Annotated in this window: 15 protein-coding genes; 7 read left to right on the top strand and 8 right to left on the bottom strand. The window is 66.5% G+C overall.

Going from position 1 to position 14,876, the window contains the following annotated elements; translation table 11 throughout:
• Window positions 1-6 precede the first annotated feature (6 nt).
• Both AC0V2Y_RS08140 and AC0V2Y_RS08135 read left to right on the top strand, forming a co-directional pair.
• A complete protein-coding gene (locus AC0V2Y_RS08140; RefSeq protein ID WP_475415680.1) occupies window positions 7-915 on the top strand; it encodes an efflux RND transporter periplasmic adaptor subunit in 909 nt (302 codons plus the stop codon).
• Window positions 912-1,829, top strand: a complete 918-nt coding sequence (locus AC0V2Y_RS08135) for a LysR family transcriptional regulator (RefSeq protein ID WP_475415681.1) — start codon at window positions 912-914, stop codon at window positions 1,827-1,829. Before AC0V2Y_RS08140 ends, AC0V2Y_RS08135 begins: the two co-directional genes overlap by 4 nt.
• A 9-nt stretch (window positions 1,830-1,838) precedes the next feature.
• Here AC0V2Y_RS08135 and AC0V2Y_RS08130 read toward each other — a convergent pair whose 3' ends face one another.
• The 5 genes from AC0V2Y_RS08130 to AC0V2Y_RS08110 all read right to left on the bottom strand — a co-directional run bounded on the left by AC0V2Y_RS08130 (window position 1,839) and on the right by AC0V2Y_RS08110 (window position 6,095).
• Complete coding sequence (locus AC0V2Y_RS08130) at window positions 1,839-2,369, bottom strand: ester cyclase (protein WP_475415682.1); 531 nt, start codon at window positions 2,367-2,369, stop codon at window positions 1,839-1,841.
• A gap of 136 nt (window positions 2,370-2,505) precedes the next feature.
• On the bottom strand, window positions 2,506-3,252 hold the full coding sequence (locus AC0V2Y_RS08125; RefSeq protein ID WP_475415683.1) for an SDR family oxidoreductase: 747 nt from the start codon (window positions 3,250-3,252) through the stop codon (window positions 2,506-2,508).
• A gap of 247 nt (window positions 3,253-3,499) precedes the next feature.
• Window positions 3,500-3,724: a hypothetical protein gene (locus AC0V2Y_RS08120; RefSeq protein WP_475415684.1), complete on the bottom strand. Its 225-nt coding sequence runs from the start codon at window positions 3,722-3,724 to the stop codon at window positions 3,500-3,502.
• 11 nt (window positions 3,725-3,735) lie between these two features.
• Complete coding sequence (locus AC0V2Y_RS08115) at window positions 3,736-4,407, bottom strand: thiol:disulfide interchange protein DsbA/DsbL (RefSeq protein ID WP_475415685.1); 672 nt, start codon at window positions 4,405-4,407, stop codon at window positions 3,736-3,738.
• Window positions 4,408-4,553: 146 nt separating this feature from the next.
• A complete protein-coding gene (locus AC0V2Y_RS08110) occupies window positions 4,554-6,095 on the bottom strand; it encodes a TonB-dependent receptor domain-containing protein (protein ID WP_475415686.1) in 1,542 nt (513 codons plus the stop codon).
• A gap of 224 nt (window positions 6,096-6,319) precedes the next feature.
• On the opposite strand from AC0V2Y_RS08110, the gene AC0V2Y_RS08105 reads away from it, so the two are divergent.
• The gene (locus AC0V2Y_RS08105) at window positions 6,320-8,569 is read left to right on the top strand and encodes a M1 family metallopeptidase (RefSeq protein ID WP_475415687.1); all 2,250 of its coding nucleotides are present in this window, start codon (window positions 6,320-6,322) and stop codon (window positions 8,567-8,569) included.
• Complete coding sequence (locus AC0V2Y_RS08100; RefSeq protein ID WP_475415688.1) at window positions 8,566-9,450, top strand: hypothetical protein; 885 nt, start codon at window positions 8,566-8,568, stop codon at window positions 9,448-9,450. Before AC0V2Y_RS08105 ends, AC0V2Y_RS08100 begins: the two co-directional genes overlap by 4 nt.
• On the opposite strand, the gene AC0V2Y_RS08095 is transcribed toward AC0V2Y_RS08100, so the two are convergent.
• Window positions 9,451-10,341 (bottom strand): LysR family transcriptional regulator, encoded by an 891-nt coding sequence (locus tag AC0V2Y_RS08095; RefSeq protein ID WP_475415689.1) that lies wholly within the window; start codon window positions 10,339-10,341, stop codon window positions 9,451-9,453.
• A 112-nt stretch (window positions 10,342-10,453) separates the two neighbouring features.
• Between AC0V2Y_RS08095 and AC0V2Y_RS08090 the strand changes: the two genes are divergently transcribed.
• Window positions 10,454-11,257, top strand: coding sequence for a DODA-type extradiol aromatic ring-opening family dioxygenase (locus tag AC0V2Y_RS08090; protein ID WP_475415690.1), 804 nt, complete (start codon window positions 10,454-10,456; stop codon window positions 11,255-11,257).
• 156 nt (window positions 11,258-11,413) lie between these two features.
• Here AC0V2Y_RS08090 and ylqF read toward each other — a convergent pair whose 3' ends face one another.
• Entirely contained in the window at window positions 11,414-12,334 is a 921-nt protein-coding gene (ylqF, locus tag AC0V2Y_RS08085) for a ribosome biogenesis GTPase YlqF (RefSeq protein WP_244556234.1), read from the bottom strand.
• Between the two features lie 228 nt (window positions 12,335-12,562).
• Between ylqF and AC0V2Y_RS08080 the strand changes: the two genes are divergently transcribed.
• Entirely contained in the window at window positions 12,563-13,360 is a 798-nt protein-coding gene (locus AC0V2Y_RS08080) for a hypothetical protein (protein ID WP_475415691.1), read from the top strand.
• A gap of 161 nt (window positions 13,361-13,521) precedes the next feature.
• Window positions 13,522-13,848: a hypothetical protein gene (locus tag AC0V2Y_RS08075; RefSeq protein WP_475415692.1), complete on the top strand. Its 327-nt coding sequence runs from the start codon at window positions 13,522-13,524 to the stop codon at window positions 13,846-13,848.
• A 12-nt stretch (window positions 13,849-13,860) separates the two neighbouring features.
• Here AC0V2Y_RS08075 and AC0V2Y_RS08070 read toward each other — a convergent pair whose 3' ends face one another.
• Window positions 13,861-14,787, bottom strand: a complete 927-nt coding sequence (locus tag AC0V2Y_RS08070) for a histone deacetylase family protein (protein WP_475415693.1) — start codon at window positions 14,785-14,787, stop codon at window positions 13,861-13,863.
• Window positions 14,788-14,876: the final 89 nt, after the last annotated feature.

Genomic DNA, 14,876 nt, shown 5'->3' with positions numbered 1-14,876 from the left:
GCCGACATGGTAAGCAAACTGACACGCTATGCAATCACCCTGCTGCTCTTGGCCGCAGCCCTATGGATAGGCAAGACCGTCTGGGACCGCTACATGGAGTCGCCGTGGACGCGCGACGGGCGCATCAAGGCCGACATCGTCAACATCAGCGCCGACGTGGCCGGCACCGTCACGGAGGTGCTGGTGCGCGACAACCAGGTCGTGCAAAAGGGCGATATCCTGTTCGTCGTCGACAAGGAACGCTATGCCAGCGCGCTGGCCCAGGCCGACGCCGTGCTTGCCGCGCAAAAAACGGAAATGGGCCGCCGCGGCAAGGAAGCGCAGCGCCGCGCCAATCTGGACGCCAGCATCATCTCGACGGAAAGCCGCGAAAGCGCGGCCTACGCCGCCAGCTCGGCCTCGTCGCAAGTGCAGGCCGCCGTGGCCGCGCGCGCGCTGGCCCAACTGAACCTGGAACGCACCACCGTGCGCGCCCCCGTCAGCGGCTACGTGACGAACCTGAACGTGCACAAGGGCGATTTCGCCGCCGTCGGCGCGGCCAAGCTGGCCGTCATCGACAGCGCCTCGTACTACGTCGTCGGCTACTTCGAAGAGACCAAGCTGGGCATGCTGGCGCAGGACGACAAGGCGGAAATGAATCTGATGAGCGGCGGCACCCTGCACGGCCACATCGAGAGCATCGCGCGCGGCATCACCGACCGCGACGCCGCCACGGGCCGCGAACTGCTGGCCGACGTCAATCCCACCTTCAACTGGGTGCGCCTGGCGCAGCGCGTGCCCGTGCGCATCCACATAGATGAACAAGACAGGAATCAGGTCCTGGTGGCCGGCACCACCTGCACCGTCGTGATCACGCCCCACTCGGCGCCCCATTCTGCGCCTGCGCCCAAGCCTGCGGCCGCGCACCCGGCATGATCATGATGCGCGGCGGCGCCGGGCGCCTGGCGGAAATCGCCCTGTTCCTCGACGCCGCGGCGTTGGGCAGCTTTTCCGCGGCCGGCCGCAAGCACGGCCTGTCGCCGGCCGCCGCCAGCGCCGCCATCGCGCGCCTGGAAACGGCGCTGGGCGCCACCCTGTTCGAGCGCACCACGCGCCAGCTGCGCCTGACGCAAGAAGGTTTGCACTACCGCCAGTACAGCGAACAGGCGCTGGACTTGCTGGCGCAGGCGGAAGACGGCTTGCACGGGAGCGGCGGCGCCGTGCGCGGCGTGGTACGGATCTCGGCGCCGTCCGACATCGGCCGCCAGCTGCTGCTGCCCATGCTCGACCGCTTCGCCGCGCTGCACCCGCAGCTGCGCCATGCGCTGACCCTGACGGACATCACGGCCAACCTGGTGCAGGACGACGTCGACCTGGCCATCCGCTACGGCGAGCTGCCCGACAGCGAGATGGTGGCGCGCCTGCTGCACCCGGGCCGGCGCGTCGTGTGCGTGGCGCCCGCGCTGGCCGTCAAGGTGGGCGTGCCGGCCATGCCGCACGACCTGGCCTCGTTGCCGACGCTCGTGCTCACGGCCGGCGACGGCGCGCCGCAGGAATGGCGCTACCGCGCAGACGGCAAGCGCCACAGCCTGCGCCTGCCGGGGGACTGGCACAGCAACGACGGCGAAATCATCCGCCGCTGGGCCGTGGCCGGCCATGGCTACGCCTACAAATCCCTGCTCGACATCGGCGACGACCTGCGCGCGGGGCGCTTGCAGACGGTGCTCGACGATTACTTTGCCGACAGCGTCCCCCTGAACCTGCTGTACCGGCGCAGCCGCTTCCAGCCGCCGCGCGTCGCCCTGCTGGCCGACTTCCTCGTGCGGCAGTTCGCCGCGCTGCAAGCCTGACGGCCATCCTTACCGCGGCAGCACGCCCAGCTGGCGCAGCAGGGTCAGGTTGTCTTCCAGGTGCCAGTTATCGCTGATGCGCCCCTGCGCATTGACCTGATATAAATCAAACGCATGGAAATCGATGGCTTGTCCCTGCCCCTGCAAGGGCCCCTGCGGCGTGGGGAAGACGCCCGTGAAGCGGCCCGTGAAATGCAGGCGCAAAGTCACCCGGTCGCCCGCCACCAGCATCTCCTCGATGGCCACCTTCAAGTCCGGCACGGCCGCGTGGAACACCTGCGACGCCTGCAGCGGGCCGGCCAGTCCCTGCGGCCGGCCCGCAGGCAAGGTGCGGTCCATAAAATCGTCGGCCAGTGCCAGCCGTGCCAGGGCCGGATCGCCGCTTTCCCAGAACGCGGCATAGCGGCGCGCGGCCAGCGCCACCGTGGCGTCGGCTTGCGCGCCGGACAGGTGGGCGGGCATGGGCAGATTGGCGGCGCAATGGGCTGGCGCGGCGGCCAGCAGGGACAGGGCCAGGATGGCGGGAGCAAAAGTGGGCATGGTGGTTCCAAATGAGTTAATCGGCGTGCGCATAGCACCCCGTCATTCTGGACTCGCTTGCCCTGCTTGATAATTGGTCCCGCGCTTGAAGCAATTGCTTGCAAGGGTTGAAAATAAGTTGAAAATGCGTTGAAAATCAGCGCCCGCCGGCCACGTCGAGGATGCTGCCCGTCACATACGTCGCGCCCGGCCCCAGCAGGTACAGGATGGCGTCGGCGATTTCTTCCGGCTGGCCGCCCCGCTGCATGGGCACGCCCGATGCCAGGCGCGCCACCCGCCCCGGTTCGCCGCCAGAGGCGTGGATGTCCGTGTAGATGATGCCGGGCCGCACGCCGTTGACGCGGATGCCCTCGGCCGCCACTTCCTTCGCCAGCCCGAGGGTCAGGGTATCGACGGCGCCCTTGGAAGCGGCGTAATCGATGTATTCGCCCGGGGAGCCGATGCGCGCGGCCACCGACGAGACATTCACGATGCGTCCGCCCCGCCCGCCGTTCGCCGTCGACATGCGCCGCACGGCCTGCTGGCAACAGAGGAAATAACTGATCACGTTGGTGCGCAGCACGCGTTCGAGGCGCTGCACGGACATGTCGGCCAGCCGGCATTTCTGCTCCAGCACGCCCACATTGTTGACCAGCGCCGTGAGCGTGCCCAGGCGCGCATCGACTTCATCGAACAAACGCGCCACGTCCGCCTCATCGCTGACGTCGGCCTGCACGGCGATGGCTTCGCCCCCTTCCGCCACGATGCGCGCGCACAGTTCCCCGGCCGCCTGCGCATCGCGCACATAGTTGACGCAGACGGCATAGCCCTGGCGCGCCGCCAGCAGCGCCGTCGCCGCACCGATGCCGCGGCTGCTGCCCGTAATCAGGATCACTTCCTTCATTGTCCCTCCTCGATGGTTGTGGTCTCATGATACCCGCAAGCTGCAGACGTAAAAAAGCCCGCACAAAGCGGGCAGTTTGCCGATCCATCCCTCATCGTCACGACGCCGGAGAAAATCGTAGCGAGCGGCAGTGAGGCTCGGCGCCCCCTTGTGGCCAAGAAGCGCAACCGTACTTTGTACGGGGGCGCCGAGCCGGTGAGCATCGCCGGCCGCAAAGCGCGACGCGCAGTAGATTTTATCCGGCGTTCTATGACCTGAAGTGCGTCATGGCATAAGTCAGGTGCTGCCACCAGTGTTCGCGCGTCTGCACGGACGCCAGGCATTTCGCATCGACCTCGTTCTTGAACGCGGGGTCCACGCAAGCCTTGCTGGCCAGCGCATTGCGCTGGTTTTCCACGTTGACGATGGCGATCGACAACCACGCCACGAGGGCGAGGGCCAGCACGCACAGGGTCCAGGGCAGCTGTTTCATGGTTTCTCCGCTTACTTCTTCGCTGGCGCGGGAGCGCGCTCTTTCAGGGTGCGCGCCACCAGTTCATCCATCACGCGCAGGGTCGCCGCCTGGGTCTGCGGCTCGGACTGGCCAGGACGCGACAGCTGTGCCGGCGACGTCACGAAGCGGCCGTCGATGACGATGGTCGGCGCGCTGTCGATCTTGCTGGCGGCGATCAATTGCTCGTTGCGTTTCAGCTTGGTCTGCACGCCGAAGGAATTGAACATCTCCAGGTACTTCGCCTTGTCGATGCCGTTCTTCACCAGCAGGTCGAGGATGGCGTCATCGCGGTTCAGGCGGTTGCGCTCGACGTGGATGGCGCGGAAGATCTTGTCGTGGAACTGGTCCAGCTGGCCCATCGCTTCCAGGGTGGCATAGGCGTGCGCCTGCGGATCCTTCGGGCCGGAGAAGGCCAGGTGGATGCGGCGGAAGGCGATCTTGTCGCCCTGCTTCTTGACCCAGTCGTGCATCAGCGGATCGAGCGCGTAGCAGTGCGGGCACGAGTACATGAAATACTCGACCACTTCCACCTTCTTGCCCGTGTCCGTGCGCACTGGCGTCGGGAGCGTGGTAAAGCCGGTATCGGCCGCCATGGCGCCGCCGGTGGCCGCCACCAGGGTGACGGCGGCAAGCAGGGGACGCAAGAAACGCAGAAAACGCATAATAATCCTTCATCATAAGTGGTCGTGAACGGGGCGAGATTACCACTTTTTGCGCCGGGCGATGAGGCCCGGCCGGAAAAAAAGCGCTTTTACGCGCCCCGTTTGCGCCCGATTAAGCCGCTTTTAAGCGCCGCCGCGCCGCTGCCTCAGAAATGGTAGCGCGCCGACACGCGCAGCTGGCGCGCATCGTTGAGGTAAATGCTGGAGCGGCAGCCCGGCGCATCGCCGTAATGGCGGCGGTTGGCCAGGTTGCTGCCGGCCAGTTCCAGCTCCCAGGCGCCCAGCTTGCGCACATAGCGACCGTCCACGGTGGCGAAGGCGGGCACTTGCGCCAGGCAGCTGCCGGCGAAATCGGGGCCGTAGCGCAAGGCGCGCAGCCATTGCACGCCCACGTCGGCACTGGCGCCGCCCTGCCCCGTCCAGTACAGGCGCAGGCTGGCCAGGGTCTTCGGCACGAGGGCGATGTCCGGGCCGTCGTAAGCGTAATCGTCATAGCGCGCATGCACCTGGCGCACCTGGGCGTCGAGGCGCCAGTCGCGCGCCAGCGCCATGCTGGCCTCGATGGCGATGCCGGCACGGCGCGAGGGATCGAGGTTGCCCGCAAAGCCCAGCTGGCCCAGGCTCTGGTCGAAGACGATCTGGTTGCTCAGGCGCTCGCCGAACACGCGCACGGAAGCGCTGCGCGCCGCGTCGCCGTAGGTGGCGCCCACCTCCGTTTCGCGCCGCAGCTGTCCCGCCAGGGGGCGGTAGCCGGCGCGGGTATAGCCATCGTCGTCGATGCGGTAGCTGCGCGCGGCCTTGGCATACACGCTCAGCTGCGGGCGCAGCTGCAGGCTGCCCTGCAAGTCCCAGGCATTCTGGTTTTCCCAGTCGCTGCCGCCGGCCGGCATGTCGGCCGGATCGAGCTGGAACTGTTCATGCCGCAGTCCCAGCAGCAGGCGCGGCGCATACGCGCCGCCGAAGGCCAGCTCTTCGCGCATCAGCAGCGCGCGCGAGTACTGGCGGCGCTGCGCATCGCCCGCGCGACCCGAGCGCCGCTGCCACTGCATCAGGTCCAGGCCCACTTCCGTATCCGTGCCCACGCCGCCCACCTTGCCGTAATGGCGCACGCGGGGCGCCAGTTGCCGACGGCGGCTGCTGTAGCTCGACTCGCTGCTGCCATCCTCGCCCGCATAGTGGGCCGTGGCGCGCTTTTCCCGCTGCGACAATTCCACGCCCAGCTCGAAACTGCCCACATAGCGCTGCACGAAGGCGCTGGCGCGCCGCACCTCATAGCGGTACAGGTCTTCCGGGCGGGCCGCCAGCAAGGACAGGAACGGCGCCTCGGGCGCGGGATAGCGGGTGTCCTGCTTCAGCTGGTCGGCGCTGAAGCCGAAGCGGCCCTGGCGCAGCTTCCATTCCGCGCCGCCGTTGAAGCCGCGCTGGTGAAACACGCTGCCATCGCGGTAATTGCCGTTACGCAGGCCGTCGATGGCCGCGTCGAGCGACATGCCGTCCTGGTCGCGCGACAGGGCGGCGCGCATGCTGTGCTGGCCGCCCTGCGCCAGTTCGGCGGACAAGTCGCCGTGCGTGACGCCGGCCTGCGGCACGGGCGGCGGCACCAGCTCCTGCGCGCACGCCGGCATGGCCAGGGCGCACAACAGCAAGGTGCGCGTGGCGATGGTCAGGACGGAAGGGGCAGGCATCATGGCGGAAAGCTGGGTGCGCTACCGGGGCACGCACGGTAGTGAAACGGGAGGATGGCAAAAGCGAATCATTATACGCACGGCGCGCGGCGCCGCAACAGCGAGCGGGGCTGCCAGCATAATTCATTGCTTATTTGTAATTTTTACAGGTATATTAACGAGCGCCCGGCGATCCTGGGCGCAGCCGACCGCATTTGAAAATCAACAAGCCACTGTGGGAGTCACGCATGGAAAGCCGTAGCACGCCGCGCCGCCTTGTCCCCCTCCCAGGCAAGCTCAAAGCCCTTGCCGCCGCCGCCCTGCTGCTGGCAGGCCTGGCCCTGCAGGCCGAGCTGCTCGCCCAGCCGGACCACGGCAAGCCGGCCGGCGCGCCCTTGCCGCTGGCGCCGTCCGCCGACGGCATCACCCTCGCTTCGCCGCATGCGGCCGCCGTCAGCACGCCCAGCGCCAGCAACGCCTGGGGCGGCGCGCGCACGGACGCGCAAGCGACCCTGTCGGACCGCGTGGTCGACTACCAGATCGAAGCGACGCTCGATCCCGTCAAGCACACGATAGACGGCCGGCAGAAACTGCGCTGGCGCAACCGCAGCGCGCAAGCCGTCAGCAGCGTGTACCTGCACCTGTACCTGAATGCGTTCGAAGGCGAGCATTCGACCTTCTTTACCGAGAAGCGCAAGTTCGACACGGGCTTTCGCTCGGGCGTCGGCACGCGCGACGGCGAGTGGGGCTACATGGAACTGCGCAGCATGACGCAGAACGGCGCCAGGGCGCCCTGGCATTTCGTCCAGCCCGACAACGGCCCGGCCACCGACCGCACCGTCGTGCGCGTCGACTTGCCGCAGGCCGTCGCGCCGGGCGCCGAGACGACGCTCGACATCCGCTTCTTCGACCAGCTGCCGCGCGTCATCGCGCGCACCGGCTATTTCGGCAGCTTCCACCTGGTGGGCCAGTGGTTCCCGAAGATCGCCGTGCTGGAACTGCCCTGCGAACGGGGCGCCACCGCGCCGCGCTGGAACGCGCATGAATTCCACCTGAATTCGGAGTTCTACGCCGACTTCGGCCACTATGACGTGAAGCTGACCGTGCCCAAGGAGTACACGGTGGGCGCCACGGGCGAGCTGCAAGGCGCGCCGCAGGAAAAGAACGGCATGCTCACGCATCACTATGTGCAGGGCGACGTGCACGATTTCGCCTGGACAGCCGACAAGCGCAGCGCGCAGCCACTGACGGGCAGATGGAGCGGTCCTGGCAGCCCTCCCGTGGCCATCCAGGTGCTGTACCCGCCCGAGTACGCATCGAACGCGGCGCCGGCGCTGCAGGCGGCCAAGGATTCGCTCACCTATTTCTCGCGCACCCTGGGCCCGTATCCGTACAAGACCCTGACGGTGGTGATCCCGCCGTTCAATGCGGCCGAAGCGGGCGGCATGGAATACCCGACCTTCATCACGGCCTCGAGCTACGCCAGCCTGCAGCCGAAGACCATCGCCGGATTCGGCCTCGACTTCGTCACCATCCACGAATTCGGCCATGGCTATTTCTACGGCATCCTGGCCTCGAACGAATTCGAGGAACCCATCCTCGACGAAGGCTTGAACGAGTACTGGGACCAGCGCATGCTGCGCGCGCGCGGCCAGGACATCCACGCCACCACGCCCCTGCTCAAGCGTCTGGGCTTCGCTCCCGCCTTCAAGGTCTTCGAGGCCGAGCGCATGGCCGCGCCACGCCAGGATGCGGCCGACCCGCTGGGCCAGAATGCCTGGAACCGCCTGCAGGGCGTGGGGCCCGTGTACAGCCGCACGGCCGTCACCCTGCGCGACCTGGAAGCGCGCATCGGCAGCGAGGCCATGGAACGGGGCTTCAAGGCCTATTACGAACAGTGGAAATTCCGCCACCCCAGCGTGGCCGACCTGCGCGAAGCGCTGGCCGAAGCGACGGGCCAGCGCCGCATCGTGGAACAAGTCTTCGCGCAGCAAGTCCATGCCAGCGCGAATATCGACGACCGCATCGGCAGCTTCACCAGCGAAGAGCAGACGCCGCTGGCCGGCCTGGCGCTGGTGAACGGCAAGCGCGTGGAACGCACGCCCGAGGCGCTGGAAAAGGAAGAGGACAAGGTGCGCGCAGCGTGGGACGAGGCGCATCCGGACGCCAAGCCGGGCACGGGACCGTATCCCTATCTGACCAGCGTGGTGCTGCGCCGCCGCGGCGCGCCCGTGCCGCAGGTGCTGCAGGTGAAATTCGCCGACGGCAGCTCCGAACGCGTGGTGTGGGACAACGAGCAGCTGTGGCAGCGCTACACCTGGAGCAAGCCCGTGAAGGCCGTCTCTGCCGAACTCGATCCCGACCGCGTGCACTACCTCGACGTCAACAAGCTCGATGACGGCCGCACCCTGAAAGCCGACACGTCCGCCGCGCGGCGCTGGGGCCTCGATATCGCCGCCGCCTTCCAATACCTGCTTTCCCTGATCGCCATCGTATGAGCGCCACTTCCACGACACGGGCCAGCGGCCTGACCCTGACCATGCGCGCCAGCCGCGCCGCCCTGCAATGGCGCTTGCTGCTGCTATGGGCGGGCCTGCTGCTGATTCCCGCCATCGTTGCCGTCATTCCCATCTGGCGCACCCTGGGCGCCAGCCTCGATAACGCCGTGCATGCGGCGGCCCTGGCGCACAAGCTCGACCTGATGACCGTGGCCGACCTGGTGGCCAATGCGGGACGCAACGGGGCCGCCATCAGCCAGGCCGCCATCACGGGCATCGTGCTGGCCTTGCTGCTGTCGCCGCTGCTGAGCGGCCTGGTGGCGACGGCCGCGCGCGCCCCCGCGCCACCCGGTTTCGGTGCCCTGCTAACTGGCGCCTTCAGCGAATACGGCCGCATGCTGCGCATGCTGTTGTGGAGCATCGTGCCGCTGGGCGTGGCGCTGGCGATCGGTGCCGGCGCGCTGAAACTGGCCGGCAGGCACACGGCGACAGCCATCCTGGAAGCGGACGCCGACCTGGCCCGCCACCTGGCCTTGCTGCTCGCAGGCGTGCTGTTCCTGCTGGCCTGCGCCACGCTCGACGCGGGCCGCGCGGCGCTGGCCGTCGACCGGCGCCGCACGTCGGCCGTCAAGGCCTGGTGGCGCGGTCTCGGCATGCTGCGCCGGCGTCCGCTGGCCTGCCTGGCCATCTACTTCGTCATCACCGTGCTGGGACTGGGCCTGTATGCGCTGCTGGGCGTGGCCCGGCTGAACCTGGCCGGCCCCGGTCCGCTGGCCATCGCGGCCGGCTTGCTGGCGACGCAGCTGGCGGCGCTGGTGCTGGCGTGGATGCGCAGCGCGCGCCTGTTCGCGCTGATCGACGTGAAGCGCTCGCTCGCGTGATCAAGCCCCCAGGCGCCCTTCATCGGCGAGGAAGTCGATGAAGGTGCGCACCTTCGAGGACAGGTAGCGGCGGCTCGTGTAGACGGCGTACACCTTGCCGCCCGCCAGCTTGAAATCGTCGAAGAGGCGCACCAGCCGCCCCGCCGCCAGGTCCGCATCCGTCTGCCACGATGGCAGCAGGGCGATGCCCATGCCGTCGAGCGCGGCCGCGTGCAGCAGGCTTTCGTTATTACATTGCAGCACGGGCGTAAACTTCACCGTCTCGCGTCCCTGCGGCCCGTCGAAGGCCAGCTCATTGCCGTTCGCTAACAAGGAATAGCTGATCATGGCGTGCTGCGTGAGGTCTTGCGGCAGCTGCGGCAGGCCCGCGCGCGCCAGATAGGCGGGCGCGGCCACGAGGTGAAAGGCGATGCTGCCGATGGGCCGCGCGATCAGGGCCGGCGACGGCGCCTGGCTCACGCGCAGGGCCAGGTCGAAACCCTCTTCCACCAGGTTGACCACGCGCCCGCTCAAATCGATGTCGAACGTCACTTCCGGGAAGCGCTCGCGGTAAGCCGCCAGGGTGCGCGTAAAGATGGCGTTGGCGAACCAGACGGGGGCGCTCAGGCGCAGCATGCCACGCGGCACCACCGTCGTGCGGCCCACGGTCGCTTCCACTTCGTCGAGGTTGTCGAGCATGTCGCGGCACTGTTCAAAATACACCTTGCCGATTTCCGTCAGGCTCAGGTGGCGGCTGCTGCGGTTCAGCAGCCGCGCGCCCAGGTGGCGCTCCAGGTGCATCACGTGCTTGCTGACCATGGCCGGCGACAGGTCCAGGCGCTCGCTGGCGCGCACGAAACTGTCCAGTTCCACCACGGCGCGAAACACGCGCATGCTGCGCAAGGTATCCATGACTGCCCCATCATCAACAAAATGGAAATGATATATCAATAATTGCGATCTTGATCAACTGACCGCGCATGACTATCATCGACAGCATCAGCCATTCCCACCAGGAGCCGCCATGCAAGAGCACACCTTCCCCACCTACTTCCTGTCGCACGGCGGCGGCCCGTGGCCGTTCATGAAAGACCAGTTCGGCGGCCGCTACGACGTGCTCGAAGCATCGTTGCAGGATATCCCGCGCCAGATCGGCGCGCGCCCGAAAGCCGTGCTGGTCGTGACGGCGCACTGGGAAGGGCCGCAGTTTCTCGTCTCGGCCAGCCCCAAGCCGGGCATGATCTACGATTATTCGGGCTTTCCGCCGCACACCTATCAAATCCAGTACCCGGCGCCGGGCGCGCCGGCACTGGCGGCGCAGGTCAAGCAACTGCTCGATGCGGCCGGCCACCCGGCGCGCCTCGACCACGAGCGCGGTTTCGACCATGGCACCTTCAGCGCCCTGTTCCCCATCTACCCGCAGGCGGACATGCCGCTGGTGCAGCTGTCACTGAAGCACGGCTACGATCCGCTCACGCACGTCGAGGTGGGCCGCGCGCTGGCCGGCCTGCGCCGGCAAGGCGTGCTGATACTGGGCAGCGGCCTCAGCTACCACAACCTGCGCCAGTTCGGCCAGGCGGGCGCCGTCGCCTCGCACCAGTTCGACGCCTGGCTGCGCCAGACGATGGCCTTGCCGCCTGAACAAAGGCTGGAACAGCTGCTGGCCTGGGACCGGGCGCCGGCCGCGCGCCAGGCCCACCCGCAGGAAGACCATCTGCTGCCGCTGATGGTGGCGCTCGGCGCGGCCGAGCAGGAAGCGGCCCACGTGGCGTACCACGAGGAGGATTTCTTTGGCGCGCTGGCGGTGACCAGTTTCAGATTCGGATAATCCGTCACCGCATAAAAAAAGCGCCGCGACAGTGATGTCGCGGCGCTTTTTGTAAGCCGGGGTCAGACCCTCAACACCGCTAACGGCTGGTTCAGCGCCAACGTCACCGGGGGTCTGACCCCAGAATTTGCTTTGGGGTGAGTCAGCGGCCGTGAATTACGTGCCGCGCTTGCCCCGCGCCGCATTCTTTGCCTTTTCGGCCGCGATTTCCGCTGCCTTCGCCGCTTTTTCCGCCATCTCGGCCGCGTGCTGGGCCAGCAGGGCCGCGCGCGTGTCCGGCGTTTCCAGCGAGATGCGTCCCAGGATGCCGCTGCGGTAGTCGAGCAGCAGGGTGTGCGACGCTTTCTCGAAATCGTAGTCGCCGCCCTTGATGCGGAAGCCGCGCTTGGCGGCGATGCCCTCGACCACGCCGATGGCGTCGACTTCACCGACCTTGGTGCCGTAGCGGGCCGCCAGCAAGTCCGGATAGCGCTTGAGCAATTCCTCGGCCAGGAACACGGCCACCTCTTCTTCGATCAGCGCGTTCGAGCCGATCGCGTGGCTGGCCGCCAGCATCAGGCCGTCGCTGGGGATGGCGATCTTCGGCCACAACATGCCGGGCGTGTCGACGAGGATGGTGTTCTTGTCCAGGTACAACTTTTGCTGCATTTTTGTGACGGCCGGCTCGTCGCCCACCTTGGCCACGCGTTTTTTCAGCAGCGCGTTCATCAGGGTCGACTTGCCCACGTTGGGGATGCCCATGATCATGATGCGCAGCGGTTTCGTCGGCACGCCGCGATGCGGCGCCAGCGATTTCGCCAGTTCCGGGATGCGCGCCACGTCACCCGGCTTCTTGGTCGTCATCGCATACGCAGTCACGCCTTCCTGGGCATTGAAGTACGCCACCCAGGCGGCGGTGGCCGCAGGGTCGGCCAGATCGGTCTTGTTGAGGATTTTCAGGCAAGGGCGCTGGCGGAACAGGCGCAGCTCGTCCACCATGGGATTGCAGCTGGCTGCCGGCAGGCGCGCGTCCACCACTTCAATCACCAGATCGGTGTTTTCCATGGTTTCGGCCGCTTTCTTGCGGGCCGCGTTCATGTGTCCTGGGTACCATTGTATCGCCATGCTCTTGCTTTCAAAATCGTTCGGTCAATCCGCTATTTTACGTGGTTGCCGCCGCGACGTCGCATTTTCCGCCGCCAGCACCAGCCGTGCGACGCGAACGAGACAATTGGTGATAATTTAGCAGTTACACGAATGATAATATCCGCAGTCCGTCCAGCCTGGCCGGTTTCCCCATTGCAAGCACAACCTGGCACGCCTTCCATGCATCTTCCCCGTTCCCTCCTCCTCGCCCCCCTTTGCGCCTGCCTGCTGCCCGCCATGGCCCAGGAACAGCCGGCGGGGCCAGGCGATGCAGTGAACCATGAAATGCAGCAGATTGTCGATGTGCAAGGCACGCGCGATCCCGACCTGCGCCCCTACCGCACCATGCTCAAGGGACTCGATGCGTATGCCGACCACCAGCGCCTGGCGCCGGGCGCGCCGCTGCGTTTCATGCTGATCCCCGCCACGCCGAAGGCCAGGCTCGATGGCGTGACCCTGCATTTGTCGGCCGACAACCTGTCCATCCCCGTGCCGCTGGCCGCGGACGGCGGCTTCACCTTGACGCGCGACAAGACCGCCTACGATGCGAATGCCGACCTGGTCAGCAACAAGAAGCGCGACACCCTGCGCTGGCGCGCCGACATCCACACGCCGGGCCTGCCCCAGAACGTGCGCCGCCTGGGCGACCTGCGTCTGGAATGCGAAATCCGCTGGGCCGTCGAGCAGGATGATCTGCCGTTTGTCCGGCGCAACCTGTTCCGCCTGGCCGGCGGGCCGTGCCACTCGTCGCTGATCCACGTGCCGTTTCCCGTGGCCCGCAAGCTGCTTGCCGTGCAGGCGCGCTCGGGCGAGCGCACGCTGGACATCCGCGTCACGGAAGACCGCCAGCGCTACGTGCCGCCGCTGCATGACGTGGGCTGGGACGACAATACCCTGCTGACCCTGACCTACGCCGACGGCGAAAAAATGGCCGGAGCCGCCCCTGCGGCGCCGTTGAAGGCGGTGCAGCGCCAGTGATGCGCACCGGGCGAGCCAGGTCAAATATTTCCACAAGGATTTTTATATTTACTGAGAGTAATAAAAAAGTGTGCTCTAATATCGCCTCTTAAATGAAAAGCAATTATTTCCAGGCTGGCTAGCGCCAGGTGCAGGGAGATAGACGATGGGGATAGTTCGATATGATGAAGGAACACACTGGCAAGGCGCCCGAGCGCGTGCCGCGCAATGACTGGAAGAGGGAATGCCGGCAATTGCAGGGGCAAGTGGCGCAGCTGGAAGAGCGATTGAAACGCCAGAGCGCCGACAGCTATGGCTTGCAAATGCTGTATGACCAATTGGTCAATGAAATCAAGCACCACCGCGACATGCTGCAGCTCGACAGTTTTGATGCGGATAAATCATCGCTCGTCTACACGCAAGCCTGGCGCCGCTTCATGGCCGGCGACGCGCTCGACTACCAGACCCACCGCCACACGAACTCCGGCAGCCGTCCCACCTTGCTGTAGTGCGCTGCACCGTTACAGTTCCGCCAGCGCCTTCACGTGCGCCGCCACGCTGCGGCCCAGGGACGACAGGTTGTAGCCCCCTTCCAGGCAACTGACGATGCGGCCCTTGCCATACTGATGGGCCACGGCCATCATCTGCTGCGTCATCCACGTATAGTCGGCCTCCACCAGGCCCATGCCGCCCACGTCGTCTTCGCGGTGGGCGTCGAAACCGGCGGAAATGAAAATCATCTGCGGCTGCTGCCGGTGCAGCGCCGGCAGCCAGTGGTCGAGCACCAGCTGGCGCACGGCGTCGCCCTTCGAGCGAGCCGGCACGGGCACGTTGACGCGCGTGTCGGTATACGATTCCACGTCGCTGTACGGATAGAACGGATGCTGAAAAAAGCTCACCATCAGGATGCGCGGATCGTGCGCCACGGACTCGGCCGTTCCATTGCCATGGTGCACGTCGAAATCGACGATGGCGACCCGCTCGAGACCGCGCACGTCGAGCGCATGCTTGGCGGCGATGGCGATATTATTGAACAGGCAAAAACCCATGGGCTCGCTGGGTCGCGCATGGTGGCCGGGCGGGCGGATCGCGCAAAAGGCGTTGCTGATCTCGCCATCGATGACGGCATCCGTGGCGGCCACGGCCGAACCAGCGGCGGCCAGCGCCGCCTCGTAGCTGTGCGCGTTGAGCAGGGTGTCGCCGTCGAGCGGATAGTAGTCGCCCTCGGGCGGCACATTGTCGCGCACCAGGCCGATGGCCGTGGCGCTGTGGTTGCGCTCGATATCGGACAATTGCGCACGCGCGCCGTCGCGATGCTCGATCAGGTCGCTGATGTGCGCGAGGATCAATTGATCGTTGATGGCCTGCAAGCGGGCCGGCGATTCAGGGTGCCAGTCGCCCATTTCATGGCGCTGGCAATCGGGATGGGTATAAATGGCTGTGCTCATGCGCTGTACTGGTTACCTCTGTCTCTATCCATTCTCCGGGAACACCGCATGGCATTCCTGTTCGCCCTGCGCGTTCTCGCATAAAATCA

The sequence above is a fragment of the Janthinobacterium sp. BHSEK genome, assembly GCF_056174685.1.
The sequence above is the reverse complement of the archived record's forward strand: the minus strand, read 5'-3'. Positions and strand labels throughout refer to the sequence as shown.

Excerpts from the sequence above, each read along its gene's own strand:
- AC0V2Y_RS08140 (WP_475415680.1), top strand. The coding sequence starts at position 7 with ATGGTAAGCAAACTGACACGCTATGCAATCACCCTGCTGCTCTTGGCC.
- AC0V2Y_RS08135 (WP_475415681.1), top strand. The coding sequence starts at position 912 with ATGATCATGATGCGCGGCGGCGCCGGGCGCCTGGCGGAAATCGCCCTG.
- AC0V2Y_RS08130 (WP_475415682.1), bottom strand. The coding sequence starts at position 2,369 with ATGCCCACTTTTGCTCCCGCCATCCTGGCCCTGTCCCTGCTGGCCGCC.
- AC0V2Y_RS08125 (WP_475415683.1), bottom strand. The coding sequence starts at position 3,252 with ATGAAGGAAGTGATCCTGATTACGGGCAGCAGCCGCGGCATCGGTGCG.
- AC0V2Y_RS08120 (WP_475415684.1), bottom strand. The coding sequence starts at position 3,724 with ATGAAACAGCTGCCCTGGACCCTGTGCGTGCTGGCCCTCGCCCTCGTG.
- AC0V2Y_RS08115 (WP_475415685.1), bottom strand. The coding sequence starts at position 4,407 with ATGCGTTTTCTGCGTTTCTTGCGTCCCCTGCTTGCCGCCGTCACCCTG.
- AC0V2Y_RS08110 (WP_475415686.1), bottom strand. The coding sequence starts at position 6,095 with ATGATGCCTGCCCCTTCCGTCCTGACCATCGCCACGCGCACCTTGCTG.
- AC0V2Y_RS08105 (WP_475415687.1), top strand. The coding sequence starts at position 6,320 with ATGGAAAGCCGTAGCACGCCGCGCCGCCTTGTCCCCCTCCCAGGCAAG.
- AC0V2Y_RS08100 (WP_475415688.1), top strand. The coding sequence starts at position 8,566 with ATGAGCGCCACTTCCACGACACGGGCCAGCGGCCTGACCCTGACCATG.
- AC0V2Y_RS08095 (WP_475415689.1), bottom strand. The coding sequence starts at position 10,341 with ATGGATACCTTGCGCAGCATGCGCGTGTTTCGCGCCGTGGTGGAACTG.
- AC0V2Y_RS08090 (WP_475415690.1), top strand. The coding sequence starts at position 10,454 with ATGCAAGAGCACACCTTCCCCACCTACTTCCTGTCGCACGGCGGCGGC.
- ylqF (WP_244556234.1), bottom strand. The coding sequence starts at position 12,334 with ATGAACGCGGCCCGCAAGAAAGCGGCCGAAACCATGGAAAACACCGAT.
- AC0V2Y_RS08080 (WP_475415691.1), top strand. The coding sequence starts at position 12,563 with ATGCATCTTCCCCGTTCCCTCCTCCTCGCCCCCCTTTGCGCCTGCCTG.
- AC0V2Y_RS08075 (WP_475415692.1), top strand. The coding sequence starts at position 13,522 with ATGATGAAGGAACACACTGGCAAGGCGCCCGAGCGCGTGCCGCGCAAT.
- AC0V2Y_RS08070 (WP_475415693.1), bottom strand. The coding sequence starts at position 14,787 with ATGAGCACAGCCATTTATACCCATCCCGATTGCCAGCGCCATGAAATG.